The organism is Streptosporangium sp. H13245 (genome assembly GCF_055690525.1).
This window is the reverse complement of sequence record NZ_JBSZKT010000001.1, coordinates 642,604-664,810: the sequence shown is the minus strand read 5'-3', so window position 1 is coordinate 664,810 and position 22,207 is coordinate 642,604. Positions and strand designations below refer to the sequence as shown.

Annotated in this window: 20 protein-coding genes; 3 read left to right on the top strand and 17 right to left on the bottom strand. The window is 69.3% G+C overall.

Translation table 11 applies throughout. The features are described 5' to 3' along the window. Positions 1 to 36: 36 nt before the first annotated feature. Positions 37 to 159 (top strand): hypothetical protein, encoded by a 123-nt coding sequence (locus tag ACW9TB_RS03180; RefSeq protein WP_472746376.1) that lies wholly within the window; start codon positions 37 to 39, stop codon positions 157 to 159. Positions 160 to 265: 106 nt separating this feature from the next. Beyond that, on the top strand, positions 266 to 1,555 hold the full coding sequence (locus ACW9TB_RS03175) for an amidohydrolase family protein (RefSeq protein WP_472746375.1): 1,290 nt from the start codon (positions 266 to 268) through the stop codon (positions 1,553 to 1,555). A 106-nt stretch (positions 1,556 to 1,661) separates the two neighbouring features. Here ACW9TB_RS03175 and ACW9TB_RS03170 read toward each other — a convergent pair whose 3' ends face one another. The 5 genes from ACW9TB_RS03170 to ACW9TB_RS03150 form a co-directional block, all read right to left on the bottom strand. Then, entirely contained in the window at positions 1,662 to 1,901 is a 240-nt protein-coding gene (locus tag ACW9TB_RS03170) for a hypothetical protein (RefSeq protein WP_472746374.1), read from the bottom strand. 98 nt (positions 1,902 to 1,999) lie between these two features. Next, positions 2,000 to 2,455, bottom strand: coding sequence for a GNAT family N-acetyltransferase (locus tag ACW9TB_RS03165; protein WP_472746373.1), 456 nt, complete (start codon positions 2,453 to 2,455; stop codon positions 2,000 to 2,002). Between the two features lie 49 nt (positions 2,456 to 2,504). Beyond that, the gene (locus ACW9TB_RS03160) at positions 2,505 to 4,904 is read right to left on the bottom strand and encodes an ATP-binding cassette domain-containing protein (protein WP_472746372.1); all 2,400 of its coding nucleotides are present in this window, start codon (positions 4,902 to 4,904) and stop codon (positions 2,505 to 2,507) included. 152 nt (positions 4,905 to 5,056) lie between these two features. Next, entirely contained in the window at positions 5,057 to 5,467 is a 411-nt protein-coding gene (locus tag ACW9TB_RS03155; RefSeq protein WP_472746371.1) for a VOC family protein, read from the bottom strand. 5 nt (positions 5,468 to 5,472) lie between these two features. Next, the gene (locus ACW9TB_RS03150; protein ID WP_472746370.1) at positions 5,473 to 5,937 is read right to left on the bottom strand and encodes a helix-turn-helix transcriptional regulator; all 465 of its coding nucleotides are present in this window, start codon (positions 5,935 to 5,937) and stop codon (positions 5,473 to 5,475) included. Between the two features lie 876 nt (positions 5,938 to 6,813). On the opposite strand from ACW9TB_RS03150, the gene ACW9TB_RS03145 reads away from it, so the two are divergent. Beyond that, positions 6,814 to 9,663, top strand: coding sequence for an AfsR/SARP family transcriptional regulator (locus ACW9TB_RS03145; RefSeq protein ID WP_472746369.1), 2,850 nt, complete (start codon positions 6,814 to 6,816; stop codon positions 9,661 to 9,663). On the opposite strand, the gene ACW9TB_RS03140 is transcribed toward ACW9TB_RS03145, so the two are convergent. The 12 genes from ACW9TB_RS03140 to ACW9TB_RS03085 form a co-directional block, all read right to left on the bottom strand. Further along, the gene (locus ACW9TB_RS03140) at positions 9,647 to 10,027 is read right to left on the bottom strand and encodes a nuclear transport factor 2 family protein (RefSeq protein ID WP_472746368.1); all 381 of its coding nucleotides are present in this window, start codon (positions 10,025 to 10,027) and stop codon (positions 9,647 to 9,649) included. The genes ACW9TB_RS03145 and ACW9TB_RS03140 overlap by 17 nt on opposite strands. Before the next feature lie 29 nt (positions 10,028 to 10,056). After that, positions 10,057 to 10,851, bottom strand: coding sequence for a class I SAM-dependent methyltransferase (locus ACW9TB_RS03135; protein WP_472746367.1), 795 nt, complete (start codon positions 10,849 to 10,851; stop codon positions 10,057 to 10,059). Positions 10,852 to 10,864: 13 nt separating this feature from the next. Beyond that, positions 10,865 to 13,525, bottom strand: coding sequence for a type 2 lanthipeptide synthetase LanM (lanM, locus tag ACW9TB_RS03130; protein ID WP_472746366.1), 2,661 nt, complete (start codon positions 13,523 to 13,525; stop codon positions 10,865 to 10,867). Between the two features lie 62 nt (positions 13,526 to 13,587). After that, the gene (locus ACW9TB_RS03125; RefSeq protein ID WP_472746365.1) at positions 13,588 to 15,342 is read right to left on the bottom strand and encodes an ABC transporter ATP-binding protein; all 1,755 of its coding nucleotides are present in this window, start codon (positions 15,340 to 15,342) and stop codon (positions 13,588 to 13,590) included. Continuing rightward, positions 15,342 to 17,906 carry an ABC transporter permease gene (locus ACW9TB_RS03120; RefSeq protein WP_472746364.1) on the bottom strand — a complete coding sequence of 855 codons (2,565 nt, stop codon included), beginning with the start codon at positions 17,904 to 17,906 and terminating at the stop codon, positions 15,342 to 15,344. Before ACW9TB_RS03120 ends, ACW9TB_RS03125 begins: the two co-directional genes overlap by 1 nt. After that, positions 17,906 to 18,670, bottom strand: a complete 765-nt coding sequence (locus ACW9TB_RS03115) for an ABC transporter ATP-binding protein (protein ID WP_472746363.1) — start codon at positions 18,668 to 18,670, stop codon at positions 17,906 to 17,908. Before ACW9TB_RS03115 ends, ACW9TB_RS03120 begins: the two co-directional genes overlap by 1 nt. Continuing rightward, entirely contained in the window at positions 18,667 to 19,089 is a 423-nt protein-coding gene (locus ACW9TB_RS03110) for a lasso peptide biosynthesis B2 protein (RefSeq protein WP_472746362.1), read from the bottom strand. The genes ACW9TB_RS03115 and ACW9TB_RS03110 overlap by 4 nt, the downstream gene beginning before the upstream one ends. Continuing rightward, positions 19,086 to 19,343 (bottom strand): lasso peptide biosynthesis PqqD family chaperone, encoded by a 258-nt coding sequence (locus ACW9TB_RS03105; protein WP_472746361.1) that lies wholly within the window; start codon positions 19,341 to 19,343, stop codon positions 19,086 to 19,088. The genes ACW9TB_RS03110 and ACW9TB_RS03105 overlap by 4 nt, the downstream gene beginning before the upstream one ends. Then, positions 19,343 to 21,142: an asparagine synthase-related protein gene (locus tag ACW9TB_RS03100; RefSeq protein ID WP_472746360.1), complete on the bottom strand. Its 1,800-nt coding sequence runs from the start codon at positions 21,140 to 21,142 to the stop codon at positions 19,343 to 19,345. The genes ACW9TB_RS03105 and ACW9TB_RS03100 overlap by 1 nt, the downstream gene beginning before the upstream one ends. 74 nt (positions 21,143 to 21,216) lie before the next feature. After that, positions 21,217 to 21,336, bottom strand: coding sequence for a lasso RiPP family leader peptide-containing protein (locus tag ACW9TB_RS03095; protein WP_472746359.1), 120 nt, complete (start codon positions 21,334 to 21,336; stop codon positions 21,217 to 21,219). An 89-nt stretch (positions 21,337 to 21,425) separates the two neighbouring features. Continuing rightward, a complete protein-coding gene (locus ACW9TB_RS03090) occupies positions 21,426 to 21,545 on the bottom strand; it encodes a lasso RiPP family leader peptide-containing protein (protein ID WP_472746359.1) in 120 nt (39 codons plus the stop codon). Positions 21,546 to 21,634: 89 nt separating this feature from the next. Next, positions 21,635 to 21,754: a lasso RiPP family leader peptide-containing protein gene (locus tag ACW9TB_RS03085; RefSeq protein WP_472746358.1), complete on the bottom strand. Its 120-nt coding sequence runs from the start codon at positions 21,752 to 21,754 to the stop codon at positions 21,635 to 21,637. Between the last annotated feature and the right edge of the window lie 453 nt (positions 21,755 to 22,207).

Sequence of the window (22,207 nt, the reverse complement as noted above, 5' to 3'; positions counted from 1 at the left end):
CATGTTCCTCCGACGAAGAGAGGGGGTGAATGGCTAATGCGCAACCTGTCTATTTCGGACCAGTCGTGGACCATGCAGTCCGAGGCTGCCGACGAGCTTGACGTGTCCGCGGAGGCGGACTTCGACCGCAGCGTCACCTTCAGCTACGCCCGGATCTGACGCTTGGATCCGCTCAGTTACGCCCGGATCTGATCTGAGATCCGCTCGGTGAGGGCGGCGGTCGTGTTTCCGCCGCCCTCACCGTCTCATCGGAAAGGACTTGCTGATGGACACAGCAGACGACCGGCACATTGTCATCTCGGTCGACGGCCATGGCGGTGCCCCGGTCGACGGATACCGGGACTATCTGGAGTCGTCCTATCATGAGGAGTTCGATCGCTGGGCGGCGACCTACGAGGTCCCCTACGAGGACATGAAGGGCGAGGACGGCTCCCGCAACTGGGACTCCGACCGCCGACTGCGGGATCTTGAGCAGGACGGGGTCGTGGCGGAGGTCCTGTACCCCAACACCGTCCCGCCGTTTTTCTCCACCTCCTCGCTGGCGAGCAGCCAGGCCGCTGTGCCGAACGTGGAGGAGGTACGCCGCAGGCGGGCGGGGCTGCGGGCGCACAACCGCTGGCTGGCGGACTTCTGCGGCATGGCGAAAGGGCGCCGCGCGGGTGTGATCCAGGTCATGCCGCACGACATCGACGCGGCCATTGAGGACATCCACGCGGCCGTCGACGCCGGGGTGCACGGAGGGGTGCTGCTTCCTGGCGTGCCGCCGGGCTCTGGCCTGCCGCCGCTCTACCACAGCTACTACAGGCCGCTGTGGGAGACCTGCGCCGAGCTGGGGATCCCGATCAACTGCCACAGCGGCGGTTCGGGGCCGAGGACGGGCACCCAGCAGGAGGACGACATGTTCTTCCTCATGGAGATGAAGTGGTGGGACCAGCGGACGCTGCGCCACCTCATCCTGGGCGGCGTGCTCGAACGGCACCCCGGGCTCAGGGTCGTGTTCACCGAGGTGGGGGTCGACTGGATCCCGGCGCTGCTCAGGTCCATGGACCGGTACTTCGACTCGATGCGTACCCCCTCCGGGTTGTCCAGTGAGGAGATGACCTACCACGGGACGCATGTGCTCGACCGGCTGTCCCTGCGCCCCAGCGAGTACTGGAAGCGGCAGTGCTACGTGGGAGCGAGCTTCCTGCACCCGAACGAGACCGCCAAGAGGAACCTCGTGGGCATCGACAAGATCATGTGGGGCAGCGACTACCCGCATGTCGAGTCGAGCTTCCCCTACTCCCGGGAGGCCATCCGGTTCGCCTTCGCCGGGGTGCCCGACGCCGAGGCGACGGCCATGCTCGCCGGAAACGCGGCCGACGTCTACGGATTCTCCCTGGACAGGCTTCGCTCGGTGGCCGAGCGGTTCGGGCCGGGCAGGCGGGAGGTGGCGGCCGGGGTGGATCCGGCGACCCTGCCGTCCGCCGCGGCCAAGTGCCCTGCCTTCGCCGGTGCCATGCCCGGGGCGGCGATGATGCAGCTGGGTGACAACCGGAAGGTCGTCGAGAAGTGACCGGGAAACCGCTCGGGCCCGGACGTGCGGTGCCGCACCGCACGTCCGCCTGCCCCCCGGGCCTTCGGCGGCTCGGCCGGGCCTGACCTCCGGGATCCGGCGGTGGCTACCGGAAGGGGTTTCGCCCCGTGGCGGTCAGATAGAGCGGGAAGAAGACGACCCACAGGACCAGGGAACCCAGGAACCACGCGTGGGGGGTGTCCACCCTGAGGGACCCGAACGAGAAGGCGACGGGATCGCCCTGTCTCAGCCGCTCCTTGGCGTCCGCGTAGACCCAGGCGTCGATTCCCAACAGCAGGAGCAGGATGAGAATCGGCACCAGCGCGGTGGGGGACAGCCCGGTCATTCGCCCTGCTTCCGATCGGCAAGGTCAGGTAGTTTCACCGTCATTGTACATATTTCGGATCGCTGATTCCTGTCCGTGAGACCGGGGGCAACGGTCCTTCAGAGCACCTTCGTCATGAACACGCTGTACGGGTCGGGCCGGTAGTCCGCGAACGGCTCGCAGTAGTCGAACCCGAACTTCTCGTACAGCTTCCGGGCGGGCAGGAAGAACTCGGTCGCGCCGGTCTCAAGGCTCAGCCGGGTGAGCCCCATGCGCCTGGCCTCGGCGATGATGTGCCCCAGCAGCAGGGACGCGGTCCCGCTCCGCTTGCGTGTCGGCGCGGTACGCATCGACTTCACCTCGGCGTGGCCCGCGTCCAGCCTCTTGATCGCGCCGCAGCCCACCAGGGTGTCACCGTCCAGGACCGACCAGAAGGTGACCTCGGGCTTGCGGAGCCCGTCCAGGTCGAGGGCGTGCTTGCTCTCCAGGGGCGTGATGGACCGCATCTCCTGGACGTGCTCGTCGAGAAACCCGGCGATCTCCGGACCGGAGAGGTCGTCGAGGACGATCTTCACTGTGCTCGCCTTTCTTCGGGGCCCCGGTTTGAGGTGTCCGCTGCCCTCCCTATTTTCCCGCACCGGATGTTCCCGCGCCGACGTAGGCCGCGAGGTGTTCGCCGGTGAGGGTGGAGCGGGCGGCGACGAGGTCGGCGGGGGTGCCCTCGAAGACGATCCGGCCGCCGTCGTGGCCGGCGCCGGGGCCGAGGTCGACGATCCAGTCCGCGTGCGCCATGACCGCCTGGTGGTGCTCGATCACGATGACCGACTTGCCGGAGTCGACGAGCCGGTCGAGCAGGCCGAGCAGCTGCTCGACGTCGGCGAGGTGGAGGCCGGTGGTCGGCTCGTCGAGGACGTAGACGCCGCCCTTCTCCGCCATGTGGGTGGCCAGCTTGAGCCGCTGCCGCTCGCCGCCGGACAGGGTGGTGAGCGGCTGGCCGAGGCTGAGGTAGCCGAGCCCGACGTCGGAGAGCCGGTCGAGGATGGCGTGCGCGGCCGGTACGCGCGCCTCGCCGGAGCCGAAGAACTCCCCGGCCTCGGTCACCGACATCGCGAACACCTCGCTGATGTCACGGCCGCCGAGGTGGTGGTCCAGCACCGACGCCTGGAACCGCCTCCCCTCGCACTCCTCGCAGGTGGTGGCGACCCCGGCCATCATCGCCAGGTCGGTGTAGACGACCCCGGCGCCGTTGCAGCTGGGGCAGGCGCCCTCGGAGTTGGCGCTGAACAGCGCGGGTTTCACACCGTTGGCCTTCGCGAACGCCTTGCGGATCGGGTCGAGCAGCCCGGTGTACGTCGCCGGGTTGCTCCGCCGCGAGCCGCGGATCGCGCCCTGGTCGATCGACACCACCCCCGCGCCGGTGGGGATCGACCCGTGGACGAGCGAGCTCTTGCCGGATCCGGCGACGCCGGTGATGACGGTGAGCACCCCGAGCGGGATGTCGACGTCGACGTCGCGCAGGTTGTTCGCCGTCGCGCCGCGGATCTCCAGCGTGCCGGTGGACGTCCGCACCGTCTTCTTGAGGGTGGCCCGGTCGTCGAAGTGGCGGCCGGTGACGGTGCCGCTGGCCCGCAGCCCCTCGACGGTGCCCTCGAAGCAGACGGTGCCGCCCCCCGTACCGGCGCCGGGGCCGAGGTCGACGACGTGGTCGGCGATCACGATCGTCTCCGGCTTGTGCTCCACGACGAGCACCGTGTTGCCCTTGTCCCGCAGCCGCAGCAGCAGGTTGTTCATCCGCTGGATGTCGTGGGGGTGCAGGCCGACGGTGGGCTCGTCGAAGACGTAGGTGGTGTCGGTGAGCGAGGAGCCGAGGTGGCGGATCATCTTGACGCGCTGCGCCTCGCCGCCCGACAGCGTGCCCGAGGGCCGGTCGAGCGAGAGGTAGCCCAGCCCGATCTCCACGAACGATTCGAGGGTCCGCAGCAGCGTGGCGAGCAGCGGCGCGACCGACGGCTCGTCGAGGTCGCGGACCCATCCGGCCAGGTCGCTGATCTGCGTCGCGCAGACGTCGGCGATGTTGACCCCGCCGATCCGCGAGGAGCGGGCCGCCTCGCTGAGCCGGGTGCCGTCGCATTCCGGGCAGACGGTGAAGGTGACCGCCCGGTCCACGAACGCCCGGATGTGCGGCTGCAGCGCGTCGGGGTCCTTGGAGAGGAACGACTTCTGCACCTTGGGGATCAGCCCCTCGTAGGTGAGGTTGACGCCGTCGACCTTCACCTTGACCGGCTCCCTGTAGAGGAAGTCGTGGAGCTCCTTCTTGGTGTAGTCGCGGATCGGCTTGTCCGGGTCGACGAAGCCCGACTCGGCGTAGACGCGTACGGTCCAGAAGCTGTCCGACTTCCAGCCGGGGATGGTGAAGGCGCCCTCGGCGAGCGACTTGGAGTCGTCGTAGAGCTGGGTGAGGTCGATGTCGGAGACCGAGCCCCGGCCCTCGCAGCGCGTGCACATGCCGCCGGTGCGGGTGAAGGTCTGTTTCACGGTCTTGCCGTTGCCGACCGTGACCGCGCCGCTCGCCCGGACCGAGGGGACGTTGAAGGAGTACGCGTTGGGCGGGCCGATGTGCGGCTGCCCGAGCCTGCTGAAGAGGATGCGCAGCATCGCGTTGGCGTCGGTGGCGGTACCGACCGTGGAGCGGGTGTCGGCGCCCATCCGCTGCTGGTCGACGATGATCGCGGTCGTGAGCCCTTCGAGGACGTCGACCTCCGGCCGCGCCAGTGTCGGCATGAAGCCCTGCACGAAGGCGCTGTAGGTCTCGTTGATCATCCGCTGCGACTCGGCGGCGATCGTGCCGAACACCAGCGAGCTCTTGCCCGAGCCGGAGACGCCGGTGAACACCGTCAGCCGGCGCTTCGGGATCTCGACGCTGACGTCCTTGAGGTTGTTCACGCGCGCGCCCCGCACGCGGATCAGGTCGTGGCTGTCGGCGGCGTGCGGGGCCTGCGGGCCCGCCCCGGAGGTCGTGCTCATCGTGTCTCCATCTGTCGGGCGGGCCGCCTTCGCGGTCTCCGTCGGTGTCGTCCGGCTCGATCCGACCGGTTTCGAGCCGGACGTGCGGTTCTCCTTCAGGTGCCGTCTTCAGGTGCCGTCCGCGCGGCTCACGGCCGCGGCCACCGGACGGCTCAGCGCAGCTCCTGGATGCGGATCATGTTGCCCGCGGGGTCGCGGACGGCGCAGTCACGAACGCCGTACGGCTGCTCGGTCGGCTCCTGGACGATCTCGGCGTCGCCGGAGCGCAGCCGCGCGAAGGCGCCGTCGAGGTCGGCGGTGGACAGGAGGATCCCGGCGTAGGTGCCCTTGGCCATCATCTCGACGATGGTGCGGCGCTCGTCGTCGGTGACGCCGGGGTCGGCGACCGGCGGCTGCAGGACGATGGACGTGCCGGGCTGGTCGGCGGGGCCGACCGTGATCCAGCGCATCCCGTCGTAGCCGACGTCGTTGCGGACCTCGAAGCCGAGGGTGTCGCGGTAGAAGGTCAGGGAGGCGTCAGGGTCGTCGTGCGGCAGGAAGCTCGCGTGAATGGTGATGTCCATGGCAGTCACGCTAGGTGCGGTTCGGGGACCGGCGCTTCTCGATTCCTGACCGGTCTGGTCCTGACCGGCCTGGTCACCTGTCTCGCCACGCAGGACGGCATCCCCGCCGTCGCACGCGCCGCCTGGCGCCGGTAGACGCTGGGCGGCACGCCGACCAGCTCGGTGAAGCGGCTGCTGAAGGTGCCCAGCGACGAGCAGCCGACCGCGAAACAGACCTCGGTGACGCTGAGGTCGCCACGGCGCAGCAACGCCATCGCGCGCTCGACGCGCCGTGTCATCAGGTAGCCGTACGGTGACTCGCCGTAGGCGAGCCGGAACGCGCGGCTGAGGTGCCCGGCCGACATGTGCGCGCCGCGGGCGAGCGCCTCGACGTCCAGCGGCTGCGCGTACTCCCGGTCGATCCGGTCGCGGACGCGGCGCAGCCGCGCGAGGTCGCGCAGGTGCTGCGCCGGGACGGCTCTGCTGGTCACATGCGAAATCGTACGTCGCGCCGGAGTTGTCCGCTCCGTATCCGCTCGGGTGGGCCGGCGGGGTGGGGTTGCCGATTCGGTCCCGCAGGGTCGCGCGGGCGGGGGCCGTCCGGATCGCGGGCGGTGAGTGGCCGCCGGGTTCGCGGAAGTCGTGCGTGCCGACGACCTCGAAGCCGGGGCATCGATTTCGAGCGCGACCCCCTACCGGATATTCACTGAGATCACGCCAGTGTACAACCGCTGAGAATCAGCGGTTGTACACGCTTTCGCGCCCACCCAGTAGTGTGACCGCAGGGCGGTCTCCTAAGGGCATTCACCATTTGGTACGCGCCTTTAGCGGCCAGGCGTTTTCCAAACGGTCGGCGCTTCGCTTTCACTCGCCCCGGGCGGCGGGACGGACCTCGCCTCCCGGGTGGGCATATCACCGAAGATGGCCGGTGACCAGCGCGATGTCCGCTTGTGTCCACCGGCCACACCGAACCGGCGTACGCACGCGCACACCGGTCGCCAAAACCGGCGGACCCCGTCGAAGGGAAATAGTGGACCGGTTCCTTTGGAACGTCGAGAGCGATTCGCCGGACGATCGCACGGGGCTTCCCGGACTGAAAAGGGCTTGTGGGATCTCTCCCATCGAAAGCTCCACGTCTATCTCGGTGTATCTTGGTCCATCCAGGTTCACGCTTGTCAGTCTTATTACAATGGCGTCGGAAGTCGATTGCCCATGTCAATATCGCTGAGATTACCCATTGTGATGAGAGGTGAGCCATGGCAGCAGGTGTGGCGGCTCCGTTCCGCATTCTTGGGCCCATCGAGTTACATGACGGCGAAGCACCTGTCCCCATCTCACCTGGCAGGCAACCGATCGTTCTCGGAGCGTTGCTGCTGCAGGCCAATCACATCGTCAGTACCGAACATCTCATCGACGCCGTCTGGGACGAGGATCCTCCGCCCAGCGCGCGCGCCCAGGTGCACATCTGCATCTCGGCGCTGAGGCGGCTGGTGGCCCTCGTCCCGGCCGGAGGAGAGATCATCCGGCGTCCGCCCGGATACTGCCTGCGGATATCACTGGAGGACCTCGACTCTCACCGTTTCGACACGCTGGTGCGGGAGGCCGGGCATCTGACGCAGACGAATCCCGTCGCGGCGGCGGTCCTGCTACGGCAGGCGCTCGCCCTGTGGCGGGGCCCGGCCCTCAGCGGCGTCGTCAGCCGGGTGCTGGAGCGCAAGGCGCTGCGGCTGGACGAGGCCCGGCTGACCGCGCTGGAGTCCTGTCTCGACATCGAGCTGGAACTGGGCAGGCACCGCGAACTGGTCGGTGAGCTCACCGACCTGGTGGAGCACACTCCGCTGCGCGAGCGGCTGCGCGGTCAGCTCATGATCGCCCTGCACAGGTCGGGACGGCAGGCCGACGCCCTGGAAACCTACCGCGTGGGGCGGGCCCGGCTGGTGGACGAGCTCGGCCTGGAGCCGGGTGAGAAGCTGCAGCGGCTGGAGAGGGCCATCCTGCTGGGTGACGACTCGCTGCTGCTCGCCGGTTCGGCGAGGGACTCCGTCACGCTCGCCCCGGACCAGCCCGCGATGCTGCTGCCGATCACCCCGCATCAGCTGCCGGCCGACATCCAGGACTTCACCGGTCATCACGACCTGGTGGACGAGGCCGAGAGGTTCCTGCGTGCCGGTGGCAACATCGCCATGCCGATCGTGGTGATCAGTGGCAAGGCCGGTGCGGGGAAGAGCTGTCTGGCCGTGCATGTCGCACACCGCCTCATGAAGGCGTTCCCCGACGGTCAGCTCTATCGGGATCTCCTGGGCAACCAGCCGCAGAGCGTGTCCGTGGCCGACGCGCTCGGCACCTCCCTGCGTTCGCTGGGAATTCCCGGTCCCGCCGTGCCCGGCAGCGTGGAGGAACGGACCGCCATGTACCGCAGCCTGCTGGCCGACAAGCGGACACTGGTGGTCCTTGAGGACGTGGTCAGCGAGACCCAGGTGATGGCGCTGCTTCCCGGCAGCGGCAGTTGCGCCGTCATCGTCACCAGCCGGACCCGCCTGACCGGTCTGCCCGGTGCGCTGCAGCTCGAAGTGGACGTCATGGACGAGACCAGTTCCCTGGCACTCATCGCCAAGGTCATCGGAGCCGGCCGGGTGGCGGCCGAGCCGGGTGCCGCCCTCACCCTGACCCAGATGGCCGGGGGGTTGCCGCTCGCCCTGCGGATCATGGCGGCCCGGCTGGCCGCTCGCCCCCACTGGTCGCTGGCCTCGATGGTGAACAGGCTGACCGACGAGCGGTACCGCCTCGACGAACTGGCCCACGGGGAGATGGTCGTCAGGAAGAGCCTGTTGCTCACCTACGACGGGATGGGTGAGAGGGCCCGCCGGTTGCTGGACCTGCTCGGCCTGGCCGAAGGCGAGACCATCCCCTACTGGTTCGCCGCCGCCGCGCTCGACGGCGAGGCGCACCGGGCCGTGGACTGGATGGAGGAGCTCGTCGACTCCCGGCTGCTGGACGTGGCGGGTGTCGACAACGGCGGCTACCCGCGCTACAAGTTCCACGGTCTCATCCGCGCCTTCTCGCGGGAGCGGCTGTACGAGCGCGGGGACGACACCGGCAAGATGGCCGCCCTTGAGCGCGTGATGGGCTGCTGGGTGCACCTCGCCGAGGAGGCGCATCGCCGGCTCTACGGCGGTGACTACACCCTGCTGCACGGCTACGCGCCCCGCTGGAAGCTGCCCGACGACCAGCTCGACCGGCTCCTGGCGAGCCCCCTCGACTGGCTGGAGCAGGAGCGGGTCAACCTCTGCGCGGCGGTGATCCTGGCCGGGAAGCACGGCCTGGCCGAGGTGGGCTGGGATCTCGCGGTCACCCTGGTCGCGCTCTTCGAGACACGCAGCTACTTCGAGGACTGGCAGCACACTCACGAGAACGCCCTCAGTGCCGCCCGGCTGGTCGACGACAGGCGAGGCATGGCGGCGATCATGTGCTCGCTCGGCTCGATGCACCTCAACCAGCGGCGGCCGGCCATGGCACGGCCGCTGCTGGAGCTGGCACTCACCCAGTTCCAGAAGCTTGGGGAGGTCCATGGCACGGCGCTGGCGTCGCGGAACCTGGCGATGCTCGAATACCACCGGGGTTCGTCGGAGGCCGAGCCCCTGTACCAGCAGGCGCTCACCGGTTTCCAGCAGGTCGGGGACCTGGTCGGGGAGGCCCACGTCCTGATCAAGATCGCCCAGATCGCACTCGACGGGCAACGGTACGGCGAGGCGGAGGCACAGCTGAACCAGGCGCTGGAGATCGCCAGGCAGACGGGCAGCCTCCGCGTGGAGGCCCAGGTGATGCACAAGCTCAGCAAGGCGTACCTGCTGAGCGCGAACTACGAGCGGGCCGAACAGGCGGGGAGCACGGTCCTGCGAATGGTGCGCGAGAACAGCGACGTCATCGGTGAGAGCTACGCCCTGCACAGCCTCGGCATCATCTACGGCCGACGCCAGGAGCTCGACCTGAGCGAGCAGGCCCTGCGTCACGCGGCGGAGATCCGCGAGAGCATCATGGACGACCTCGGTGCCGCACAGGTGCGGCTCGACCTGGCCGAGGTCCTGGCGGCCAGGGGCGACGTCGTCCAGGCGCGGGAGCTGGCGGAGAAGGCGCGGGCCATGTTCCAGGAGCGGGAGTCCGAGCGGTGGACGAGGAAGGCCGAGGAGATCATCGCGGCGCTCATCGCCTGGGCGTGAAGTAGAAGGCCTGCTGGGAGGTGAACAGGCCACAGCTCGAAACGGTGAACACGTCGGCGAAGCTCACCTGCTCACCGGGGTCCGGCCCCGTCTCGCTGCCGACGACGACGACGTGCTCCCCCGACCCCGAGGCGATGACCATGACCACCAGGTAGTGGCGGAGGCCGATCTGCCGCTGGCGGTAGCGCTCCAGCTCGTCTCTTCCGTAGACGGTCACCTCCGGGTGGCACAGCACGACGTCCTTCTCGAAGAGGGAGGTGTAGGCGTCGACGTCGCCGGAGTTGAGGTACGAGTAGCTCAGCCGAGCATGGTCGGACGCCACGGACGCCAGCCGGACACTGTGGGTACCTCCAAGGTGCTGCATGTCGTCTTCCATGGTTTCCCGCTCCCGCATCAGCTCGGCGAATTCTTCCGCGCCAGGTAGACGACGGTCACGCAGTGCTCTGTCACCTGGCCGCCGAGCGCCTCCGCCGTGGCCTCGATGTCACGCAGAAGGGCGGTCCGGACCGGCTCGGGGAGCTCCCGGACCGCGGCGAAGGTGGAGTACAACCGGACAAGCTGCCGGGCGGACATCGTTATCGACCACTGGATGGTCTTCACCTGGATGTCCCCGAAGGAGGCGGCGCCCAGCGCGCCGACCCAGGCGTCGCGGTCGAACGGCCCGGGAACCCCCAGGGTCCCGGCGGGACGGTGGTGCTGGAGAACAGCGTTCAACGCCGTACGGAAAGGGGTGGGCTTCACGGGGTTCCCGTAGACGGTCCACCACGCGGCCAGCCGGCCCGCGGGGCGGAGCAGCCGCGCGATCCTCCGTGGCGCGGTGGACCTGTCCAGCCAGTGCAGGCTTGAGGCGCACACCACGAGATCGAAGTCCGCGGCGAGCTCCGCGACGGAGTCGAAGTCGCCTTCGACGACGGTCAGCGGCCGGTCACCGAACTCGGTGCGGAGCCGGGCCGCGAAGTTGGCGCCCAGCTCCACGGCACAGACCTCGGCGCCGCGGTCCAGAAGTTCCCGGGTGGCCTGCCCGCTGCCGGCGCCGATCTCCAGAACCCTGGCACCGGGACGCAGCGCGCCGATCTCCTCAAGAAGCTCGTAGGCGCGGGCGGGGTAGCCGGGCCGCGACGAGCGGTAGCCGTCGGCGTCCTCGTCGAACAGTTCACGGCGCCGCAGGCGGCCTTCGGTGACATCCATAATGATCATCCCTTCATGTCCTGAGTGGTCCTTCCAGACAGAGCACGGAAGGCACCTCCGCCGGTGCCACCAGCCCCAGCAGGGACAGGCAGGCTCCGGCCCTTCCGTTGAGCAGCCCAGGAAAACGACTGCCACGCGCGTGCGCGACGACGGTGCCGCCCGCCACGAGATCTCGCCTCATCCGCCGGTACGGCTCCCGCCCGAGCCGGGGGAGGTGTTCCGCGGTGAGCCGGAGGAACTCCAGGCCGCCGAGGTCCCCGTGGCAGAGGCCGTGGCCGGTGGGTGAGCCGTTCGCCGTGATCACCCGCAGGGCTCCGGCCACCTCTTCGACGAAGGCCGGTGAGGGACGCAGGCGGTGGGCGAGCAGCCGCGAGATGCCCACCCCCGCGGCGCCACGGCACCAATGCGGCTCAGGCGTCGCCGCGTCCCGGCCGGGGGTCAGGGCTCGAAGCCCCGCCTCCTCGACCTCGGCGTCCTTCAGGACCCGGCCCGCTCTGAGCAGCGCCCACCCGATTCCGGCTCTCCCGTGCGCGAAGCCGTCGCCCGCGCCGTCCCACGACGAGCTCGTCAGCCGCTCGGCGCAGAGGGAGATCGCCGCCCTCAGCTCGGAGAGGCCGTGTCGCTCGTAGAGGTCACAGGCCACCACGGCCGCCCCGGCCAGGCCGGAGACCAGGCCGGGCTCCTGCGGCTCGCCCAGGTTCCCGACGAAGGACGGGACGCATCGATCGATGACGTCGAGGTAGGTCTCGTCGGCGGTCAGCGCGGCCAGGTGGCCCAGGACGTAGAACGTTCCCGCCATTCCCGAGTAGGCGCCGACCCGCCGTTCGTCCCGAAGCCCGGAGAGAACCGGCCGGATGCTTCGTGACGCCAGCTGGAGATAGCGTTCGTCCGCGTACACCTTGGCCGCGTAGCCGAACATGAGGGCCATGCCGGACAGCCCGTCGTACAGCCGCGTCGGGAGTGCCCCGTAGGTGCGTGGCTCGGTGCCGACGCTGTTTCCGGCCAGGCCGATCCAGGTGCAGTCCGTTTTTCCGAGGATCGCCTCGTCGGCCAGCGCGTCGATGACCTCACGGGTGCCGTCCCGGAGACTCCTCCGCCGGTCCGGCACCCGTACGGGGGAGGGCGGGGAGTGCGGCAGGGTGCTGAGGGCGGTCGTCAGGATGTCCAGCTGGACGGCACGGTCCTCCGCGCCGAACGTCCGCAGCCGGCGCTCGGCCGCCTCGCGCCCCGTCTCGCGGAAGAAGCCGCCGATCTCACCGTCCTCCCCGAAGTGGAGCGAGGTCGACGAGGCCCTGGTGAAGAAGCGGGGAACGTCCCCGGCCAGTAACTGGCCTCGCTCGGCCTCGGTCAGCCCGGGCCAGAGCATCTCCGTTTCGGGGGTCCCGCGCAGACGACGCGGGTGCCGGAGCTCGCCCAGCAGCAGGCCGTAGACCTCGGTCGGCCGGGTCAGGTAGCGGATCTCGATGTCGGAGAACCGGCGGATCAGCTCGTGGAAGACCGGCTTGTTCGCCGTGATGGTGTCGTAGGCGTCCAGGAATCCCCCGACGATGCCGGGGACGTGGTCCGACGGGTTGATCCGCTCATGACGGAGGAAGGGCAGGTTCTCGGCCCTCTCCAGGGTCGCGGGCACCAGTCCCGTCCGCATCACGTCGGTGAACGGCGCGACCAGGGCGAGTTTTCTCAGTCGTCCCGGGCTGTCCAGGCCGCCGCCTATCGCACTGGTTTCCAGGGGGAGCTGACGCCCCGGGATCAACGCGGTCGCGAGGACGCTTCCGGAGAGCAGCTCGAAGGCCCTGTCCTCGGCGGAGTCCACGTCGGCCGAGGAGGCGGGCGAGGGCTGGAGAAGGGTTTCGAGGTCGATGGGGATCGGGAACTCACCGGCGGCCCGGAGGTTCTCCATGTGCATGTCGGAGGCGGCCAGGCAGGTCAGCAGCGCGGCGCAGGAGCCGATCCGGCGGTAGAACCGGCCGATCCCCTCGGGGCCGGGCGCGGGAGCGTGGCCGACGAACTCGCACCAGCCGTACGAACCCCGGTTGACGACCCGCATCGCCTTCAGGCCGATCTCGTCGTTGAGGTCGTTGAGCAGCGCGACGGCCTGGCCGTACAGGTCCTCGGCGTCGAGCGGCCGGGGTTTGTAGATGACCCGGGTCCCGCCGAGGAAGGTCACCTCCGTGACGGATCGGCCGTCGTTGTGCGGGTCACCCAGGCCGGAGCGGAGCGAACAGGCCACCGCTCCCTCCGGCACCCACCCGTGCCGCCGCAGCAGGGGGAGATCGGCGGCGAGCCGTGAGAGCAGCTCCAGGGAGCTCGTCAGCCAGTTCTGGGCGCAGCGCACCAGCGCCGGGCCGAGCACGGGGTACTTCTCGAAGAGAGAGGCCAGGTACGACGGGTCACCCAGCAGGTGGTCGCTGTAGTGGTCGTACCTGTCCTCGGGGGTGTCCCCGGCGAGCCGGCCGCCGGCCCGTGCCGCGTTCAGCTCGAAGATCAGCGTCCGGTGGCTGACGGAGACCAGGTCGCCGATCAGGTTCGCCGCCAGGGAGTCCCAGGCCTCCCGCGTGAGCACACTCTCGAAGGCCGCCGCCTCCGACCGCAGGAGCGCCTGGTAGTGGTCGGCGAACTTCGCCATCAGCCCGTCGAAGGGGATCCGGTCGTAACGGGTTCCGTAGAGCCTCACCGAGATCGGGTCCCATGTCCGCGACGCGCGGTGAGCGCATATCTTCTCGATCATGATGGCCCTCAGCCACGCCGGTCGGACAGCAGCTGGCTGCCGACGAGTTCCCGGTAGAGGCCGTCCCTGGTGAGCAGGTCCTCGTGGGTTCCGTTGGCTCGTACCCGCCCGCCCTCCAGGACCACGATGTGGTCGGCGCCCACCACGGTGGAGAGCCGATGCGCGATCATGACGACCGTGGTCGTCTCCACCACGGCGGCCATCGTCTCCCGCAGCGCGAGTTCGTTGGCCGCGTCGAGCTGCGAGGTCGCCTCGTCCATCAGGAGTATCCGCGGGCGGCGCAGCAGGGCTCGCGCGATGGCTATCCGCTGACGCTGACCGCCGGAGATCGTCGTTCCCCGGTGGCCGACCCGCGTGTCGAGACCGTCGGGCAGGCTCGCGACGAACTCGGTGAGCCTCGTCCTGACGAGCACGTCCTCGATCTCCTGTTCAGAGACCGCCTGCGCGGCGTAGCACAGGTTCTCCCTGAGCGTGCCGGCGAGAACGGGGGCGTCCTGCTCGACGTAGCCGATCTGGCGGCGCAGCTCGGCCAGCGGCCACTGCCGTATGTCCTTCCCGTCGATCGTGATGATCCCCGACGACGTCTCGTAGAAGCGTTCCAGCAGCGAGAAGAGGGTGGTCTTCCCGGCGCCGGACTCGCCTACGATCGCGGTGACCTCGCCGCCCGTGACGGTGAAGGTGATCTCCCGCAGGACGGGCTCCTTGCCGTAGTCGAAGGAGACCTTGTGGAAGGCGGCCGTGGCCTGCTGGTAGATCGGCTTCTCGACCGCCGTCGAGGGCTCCTCCTCCGCCTCGATCGGCAGGTCGTCCACCTCGCGCATGCGGCGGACGGCGGCCAGGCCCACCTGTATCTCCGTGGCGCTCTGCATGAGGGTCGCGATCGGCTGGCCCATGTTGAACAGATAGAGCAGGAACGCCACCAGCGAGGACACGGCGAGATCGCCGGAGGCGACCCGGGCGGCACCGGCTCCGAGCACGAGGAGGAAGGCCACCTGAATGGAGAGCCCCGAGGAGACCCTGGCGAGCGCGGCCCACTTCGCCGCGCCGGTGGTGTGCCTCCACGCCTCCTCGACGGAGGCGTCCAGCCGTGAGATCTCGGCCCCCTCCATGCCGCTCGCCTTCACCGTGCGGAAGGCGCCCAGCCCTCGTTCCAGCGCCACCGCGATCTCCCCGACCGCCCCCTGCACGCCCTGCTGGGCGCGGGAGATCCTGGGCATGGCCAGGCCGGCCACTCCCAGGATGAGGACCAGGGTGCCCACGGTGATGACGAGCAACGGCAGGTCGAGGACGGCCATCAGCGTGATTCCGCCGACGAGCATGAGAACGCCGCTGAGCGGTTCCACGAGGGCCGACGAGGCGGCGCTGCTCAGCAGCGTCGTGTCGGAGGTCACCCGGGAGATCAGGTCGCCCGGACGGTCCAGCGCGTCGACCCGTAGACGCATGATCCTCGTGATGAGCCTGCCGCGCGCCCGGCGCACGACACTCGCGGCCACTCGTTCCAGCAGGTAGGTGCCCCACGCGGCCGAGAGCGCGCTGAGGAAGACGAGTCCCACGAGCGCCAGCACCGGGTTCCACGACATCCCGCCGGCGTTGATCGAGTCGATGACCTGTTTGGCGACCAGCGGCTGGGCCAGCCCGGCCGCGGTTCCCACGAGGTTCAGGGCGCCGCCCGCCACGAGCGGCCCGCGGTGCGGGCGGCTGTGGCCGGCCAGGAGCCGCCAGGCCGGAGGGGGTGTCCGGGTGTCGTTCGTCGTCGCGTTCATCAGATCATCTCGAATCGGTTGAGGCTTCTCATCGCCGTGCGAGAGGCCAGCAGGCAACCGGCGACGGCGGTGATCAGCCCGACCAGCCCGAAGGTCGCGAGGGTGCCCATCGGCATCGCCCTCGCGGCCGCCGCGACGTTCCCGCCCGCCATGAGGAAGGCCATCCACGCGGTCGCCGCCACGCCGAGCAGCCAGGCCGGGACGACCGTCAGGACCATCTCCCAGACGACCATCAGGGTGATCTGCCGCGGAGCGGCGTTGATCTGGCGGAAGGAGTGGAACTCTCCGGCGCGGTCCATCGCGCTCAGCACCAGCGCGCTGACCGCGGCCAGCAGCAGGAAGCCGCCGACCAGCACCACGGCGAGGATGCCGATGGTGGAGGTGCCGGCCGCGCGCTCCGCCACGTACCGCTGACGGAACTCGTCCGTCGACTCCACCCTGACCAGCCCGCTCTGTCCGGCGACGCCGTGCAGCGCCGGGGCGGCGGCGGATCCGGCCCGCACCAGGATCTGGTTGTAGGCGGGTACGGCCACCTGACCGGAGAGGGCGCCGCCGGGCAGCACCAAGCCCTCCTGGCCGCCCTTGTCCCGGCCGAAGATGGCCGTGACCGGCAGGACGACCGGGGCGGACGCGCCCGTGACACGCACTTCCACCCGGTCTCCGAGCGAGATGCCACGCTGTTGCGCGTAGGTGGCTCCCACCGCGGCTCCCTCGTCGGAGAGCGCGCCCCGCTGCACCTGGAGGTCGAGCAGCTGACCGGCCGCGCCCGTGGTCACGGTCGCGTAGGTGGCCGCGGAGTCCTGGCTCCCCCTGTCCGTACCCGCGCGCAGGGGGGTGGCCTGCGCCCAGGTCTCCCACAGGCCGACGCTGGCGGTGACGCCGGGAACCTCCGACACGGCCTTCCGCGTCCCCTCACCGAGACCGATGTAGGCGTCGCGGATCAGCGGCGTCCTGAGGATGTAGTCCGCGTCGATCCGGTTCACCGCGTCGTCCGTCGTGCTGAGCGTGTAGAGCGGGAGGCTGCTCAGAGCCCACCCCGCGATCGCCACTCCCACGGCGAGCGGTGCCACCACCCCCGCGTACCGGCGGTGCTGGAACCGTACGTTGGCGGCGGCCAGGTAGCCGCTGACCGAGGAGAGCGCGGCGACGGGGGCGCGGCTGACACGGGTCAGCCCGTAGACGACCCAGGAGCCGACGAACCCGATGCCGACCATGACCAGCCCGCTCGCCAGTACGCCGTAGACGCCGCGAAGGGCGGGAGGCATCAGACCGGCCATGCCGAGGACCTGGACGGTGCCCGCACCGGCCAGCGCCAGGACGCCCGCCACGATTTTGAACGTGCTCTTCCCGGTGCCCTCGGCCACCGAGGTGGAGTCGGTCAGCGCCTCCGCGGGCCTGATCCTCAACGCGGCGCGCGCGGTCAGCCAGGCGGCCACCTGGCCGGCCAGAACGGTGACGAAGAGGGCGAGGACGATCGGCTGCGCGCTGTAGATCACCCGGAAGGCCGGGTTGAAGATCTCCCTGGAGCGCAGGACGACGACGAGCAGCTCGGCCACCCCCAGCCCCAGGACGCCTCCGGCGACCCCGCCCGCCAGCGCGAGGATCAGCGCCTCGGTGTGGCAGAGCAGCCTGATCTGACCGGGAACGGCGCCGACCGCCCTGAGCAGGGCGAACTGCTTGGCACGGCGGCGGATCGATGTGATCAGCGCGCCGCTGATCACGGTGATGGCCATGAGGGCGACTATCGCGGTGAGCATGCCCATGGTCTGACCGGTCGCCCGGTCGTCGGGGAGGCTGTCCTCCAGCCCGCCGCGGCCGGCACCCGCGGCCACGCTCAACGTCGGCAGCCCCGCCGGTCCCGGAGAGTCACCCTGGATCGTCCGGCCCAGCAGGGAATGGACCTCCGCCGCGACGGCCGAGGGGCTGGCCCCGGCGTCGACGAAGATCCCCAGTGCGTCCACCCGCCCGGCGCCGCGCCCGGCCAGTTCGGCGGCGTGCTCGTCGGTGAAGAAGAGCGCGCGCTGGTAGGTCAGGGAGCCGGCGGAGGCACCCGGCTCGGCTGTTCCGGCGAGCCGGTAGGCACGGCTCGCACCGGCCACGAGCACCCGCACCTGCCCGCCGAGCGGTACACCGGCGGCCTCGGCCAGCTCCCGGTCCAGCACCACCTCGTCCTGACCGGTGGGCCACCGTCCCTCGCGGAGGGCGAAGGGGGTGAGCTTCGCGCTCGCCGAGGCGTGACCGAACTGCACGATCTTCGTGGGCGAGATCACCGGCCGCCCCTGCCCGTCCAGCACGATCGCGATGAACGTCAGCTCCGGTACGGCCTCCTGAACCGCGGGAAGCGACCGGACCCGCTCGACCGCGTCCGGGGTGAACAGCCCCGGGGCGCCTCCCGCCACGACGGGGACGGCCGAGTATCGTTCGACCGGCGCTTCCGCGTTGGTCGCCGAGTGCTGGATGACGGCGAACGCGTTGATCAGGCTGGATCCGATGGCGATCATCAGGAACGCCCCGAGCAGCACGCCCGGCTGGCGCCGCAGCGTGTGCCACGCGATGGACAGCATCAGTCCTCACCCGCCAGACGTGTCATGGTGGCGCCCACTCGCTCGGGAGTGGGCGCCACCATGACGTCGACGATGCTTCCGTCCACGAGGAAGAGCACCTGGTCGGCGTGGGCCGCGGCGACCGGATCGTGGGTCACCATGATCACGGTCTGGCCGAGATCGTCGACGGCGTCCCGCAGCACCGACAGCACCGCTTTGCTGGAGGCCTTGTCCAGGGCGCCGGTCGGTTCGTCGGCGCACAGGACGCGTGGCTTCGTGATCAGGGCACGGCAGATGGCCACCCGCTGCTGCTGCCCGCCGGACAGCTCGTGCGGCCGGTGGCTCAGGCGGTCGGCGATGCCCGCGCGCTTGGTGAGCTCGTCCATCCAGGTCCGGTCCGGAGCACGGCGGGCGAGCCGGAGGGGAAGGGTGATGTTCTCGGCGGCGGTGAGCGCCGGCATCAGGTTGAAGGCCTGGAAGACGAAGCCGACCATGTCGCGGCGGATCATCGCGAGCTTCTTCTCCGGCATCCCGTTGAGCCGGTGGTCGCCGAGGAGGACCGAGCCGGCGGTGGGTTCGAGGAGTCCCGCCGCGCACTGCAGCAGGGTCGTCTTGCCTGACCCGGAGGGACCCATCACCGCGGTGAAGGTGCCGGGGGTGAAGTCCCAGCTCACGTCGTTCAACGCGGTGACGGTGTTCTCCTTCGCGCCGTAGACGTGGCGTACCCGCGCCAGGCTCACGGCGGGCGACAGCCGTTGTTCCGCGGAGGTCTGCTGCACAGTCATGGGCGGACCGTCACTTTCATCGTGATGAAGAAGTGAATGATTTCGTCGGGGTTCTCGCCGATGGCCTCACCCTCCGCCTCGACCCACGCGTGGGCTTCGAAGGGGTGGGTGCTCACTCCGGTGCACCAGTCCGGCCAGCTGCCGGACAGGCGGCACATGAGGGCGATCGCGATGGAACGTTCGAGGCAGCGTGGGCCGCCGTGCCGGACGCTCAGGCCCACGATCGCGTTCCGGGCGTGCTCGGCCTCCTCAGCCGTCGCCGCCCTGGCGCCCTTGCTCACGAACTGGAGCACGGCGCGCAACCTGTAGGGGGCGCAACGAGCCAGCAGCCAGGCCAGGGCGATCGCGGCCAGCACGACGGGGCGCAGGCGCCAGGAGGGAGCGGTGGCGCTCTGGAGCGCCACCATCTTGGGGCTCACGGGATCACCAGCTTGGCCGCGGCCAGGTTCTCGATCATGTGCTGGACGTCGGTGACAACCCGTTCGGCCGCGTCCGGATACTGTTCACGCAGCGCCGCGATCGCCGGTTCGAGGTCCTCTCCTCGCAGGAGGGACTTCAGCACGATCGCCGCCGTGTCGTTGGTCTGCCAGTATTTGCCGCGGCGGTTGTCCAGGAGGACGGCCCCGGTGTCGGTCTCGGTGAACGTCACGTGTGCGGGCAGGTGCCAGGCCATCAGGTCGCTCCTTCACGATTGGCCGTGGATCGAAGCCAGAGTTCGACGCCCAGGGTGGAGTCGAACGGCATGAAAGGCCGCGCGTCCGCGTGCTGTCCGAAGAGAACCGGGCGGATCGCCTCGGGGTCGATGAGCCCCATCCGGGCCAGGTGCGAGTCCTCGCACAGGGCCCAGAGTTCCTGCCGGTGCTTGCGCAGCCCCTCGTAGAAGTCGGTGCTTCCGTCGGCCTTGGTCTGGCGGTCGAGGACGTGGGGAACCAGCCCTCTCATCGCGGCGGCGAGGACGGGTTTCGTATGGGTGGGCGAGACGCGGTCTTCGAGACGGACCGAGAGCGCGGCTTCGAGAACGCGGTCGTCGGTGTACGGAGCCTCCAGCAGGAGGCCGAACTGCTCCGCGACCCGGGAGAGCCCCCGTATGATCCAGCCGTTCGCCTGGATGGCGCGAACCATCTCGTGCTGGGCCGGCAGGGGGGAGAACGGCTCGGGACCCTCGGCCGCCGCCTCGTGGATCAGCCTCCGCACGGTCCTGACGGCTTCCTCGGTCGCCCAGGGCGGCATGCGGAGGGCTGGTTCCCATCCGGTCTCATATCCCCACACCCGCTGGTCGGTAAGCCTGTCGGTGCCCTGGGCCAACCAGCGGGGGTAAGGCTTGATGGTGGACATCTGGCGCACCGTGGTGGCCAGGTTCCATCGATATCGTGACGCGGCGGCCCTGATGTGTGGGATGGACCGTCGCGGATGTTGTCGTGACAAGCTGTTCAGGCAGGTGGTGGTGGCGAAGAACAGCTCGTCACCACCCGTTCCCTGCATGTGTCGGGTGGAACCCGCCTCGGCGGCCAGCCGCAGCACGTGCTCGATGCGCGCGCGGGGGCGGGCCAGGGGAGCGGGCCCCTCAAGGTCGAGACGGGTTTCGGACAATAGGGAGTACACGGCGGGGCCCGTGCCGCGCGGCACGGTCAGATGCCGGGCGTTCGGAAGGTCGTCCTTGCAGCGGTCGGCCCAGAGCTTGTCGTCGTTCAGGCTGCCCGAGCCCTCGTAGTGAACGGTCACCAGCTCGCTGCTCTGACCGGCGGCCAGGAAGCACAGGCTGGTGGAGTCCATTCCGCCGGAGAAGTCCGAGCTGAGGACACCGGTCCCCCGGCTCCTGGCAGCGATCGCGCCCTCCAGGGCGTCGCGGACCAGGGCCGCGCCATCGGCGAGGGAGACCTCGGGCTCCGGGGGCGTCCACCAGCTCATCTTGCGTCCGGCGCCATTGCCGGAGATCTCCAGATAGTGTCCGGGCGTCAGAGCGCGAATGCCCTTCCACATGCTCACCTCGTTCAGCGGCCAGGGGGCTCCGAACGGGGTGAGCAGGTGAAGCGCGAGCCGTTCCTCGTCGATCCCGGCCCCGGTGAGCTCGGCCAGGCTCTGCGGGCGATCCGCGGCGACGGTGATACCCATGACCGTGCCGTAGAAGATCTGCCGGGCTGTCGAGATGGTTCCCTGGGCTCTCACCGTGCCGTTCACGGAGCCGATCAGGTGGAACGACCCGGGGATCGAGCGGGCCAGGGAGTCGAGGTCACGCACGGAACGGACCTTGCGGAGCCGTTCGGCCAGCGTGGCCTCGGTGATGGCCATGGTGCCCAGGAGGGCGACTCTGGCGTGAGCCGACTCCGCCTGGACGATGTCGGAGCCGGACCACTGGCCCAGCAGCCAGGGGCGGCCGGAACGATGCGTCAGAACTTTCTCGCCGAGTGCGGCGGGAAGGATCTCTCTGATCCTGTCCGCCTCCGAGCTGTCCGGAAGTACGACGAATCTCATCCCGGCCTCCTTTCTTGGTGGAGACGGTGTCCGGCGGCGACGCCGCCGGACACCGTCGCGACTAGATGACTGGATTAGTCGAAGTAGTAGCCCCAGATGCTGTCGGCCCACTTGCCGCGGTTGGTGAGCTGGGTGAGCTCGGAGAAGTCGCCGACCTCGACCAGGGCCGGAACCTCGTAGGTCTTCTCGTTCATGGTGTTTCCTTTCACGTGCGTATGTTTTGAGTTTTTTGGTTTTTGTGCTGGGTGTTTCTGTGTTTCACCTGGTGCTTGCGACGACCGGATCAGTCGAAGTAGTAGCCCCAGATGCTGTCGGCCCACTTGCCGCGGTTGGTGAGCTGGGTGAGCTCGGAGAAGTCGCCGACCTCGACCAGGGCCGGAACCTCGTAGGTCTTCTCGTTCATGGTGTTTCCCTTCACGTGCGTATGTTTTGAGTTTTTTGATTTTTGTGCCGGGTGTTTCTTTGTTTCATCCGGTTTTCGTGACGACCGGATCAGTCGAAGTAGTAGCCCCACTGGCTGTCGGCCCACCTACCGCGGTTGCTGTCCTGGGTGAGCTCGGAGAAGTCACCGACCTCGACCAGAGCCGGAACCTCGTAGGTCTCCTCGCCCATGATTTTTCCCTTCGCCAGCATTTGTTTTGAATTTTTTTGTCTTCGTGACCGGGGTGTTTTTTGTTTCGCCCCGTTCCTTCTGACATTTGAAACTTTCGCAGGCCCCGTTTCCTCCCCGCTTCCTCGTCGCTTCTTCGTTCGGCGGACGGCGCCGGGGGGTGGGAACCCGCTGGTCAGACGGCGGACGGTGTGCCCGGTCGTGTGGTGTGCGGTCGCGTGGTCCGGGCACGGTCTCCGGCCGATCGGGGGCCGCAGGCCATGGACGGGGCTCGCGTCGTGGGGAAATCGGCGGCCGAAGGTCTCATCGTGTTCTCCACGCGTAAGCCGTGCTCTGCGGACTTCTTCAGGATCGCCGTCGGCCGGCGGGTTTTCCTCCTCCGTCAACGGGGTTCTCGCCCTGGGAGCCTGGTCCCAGGGCGAGGACCCCTCGGGAGCCTGATCCCCCGGTTTCGC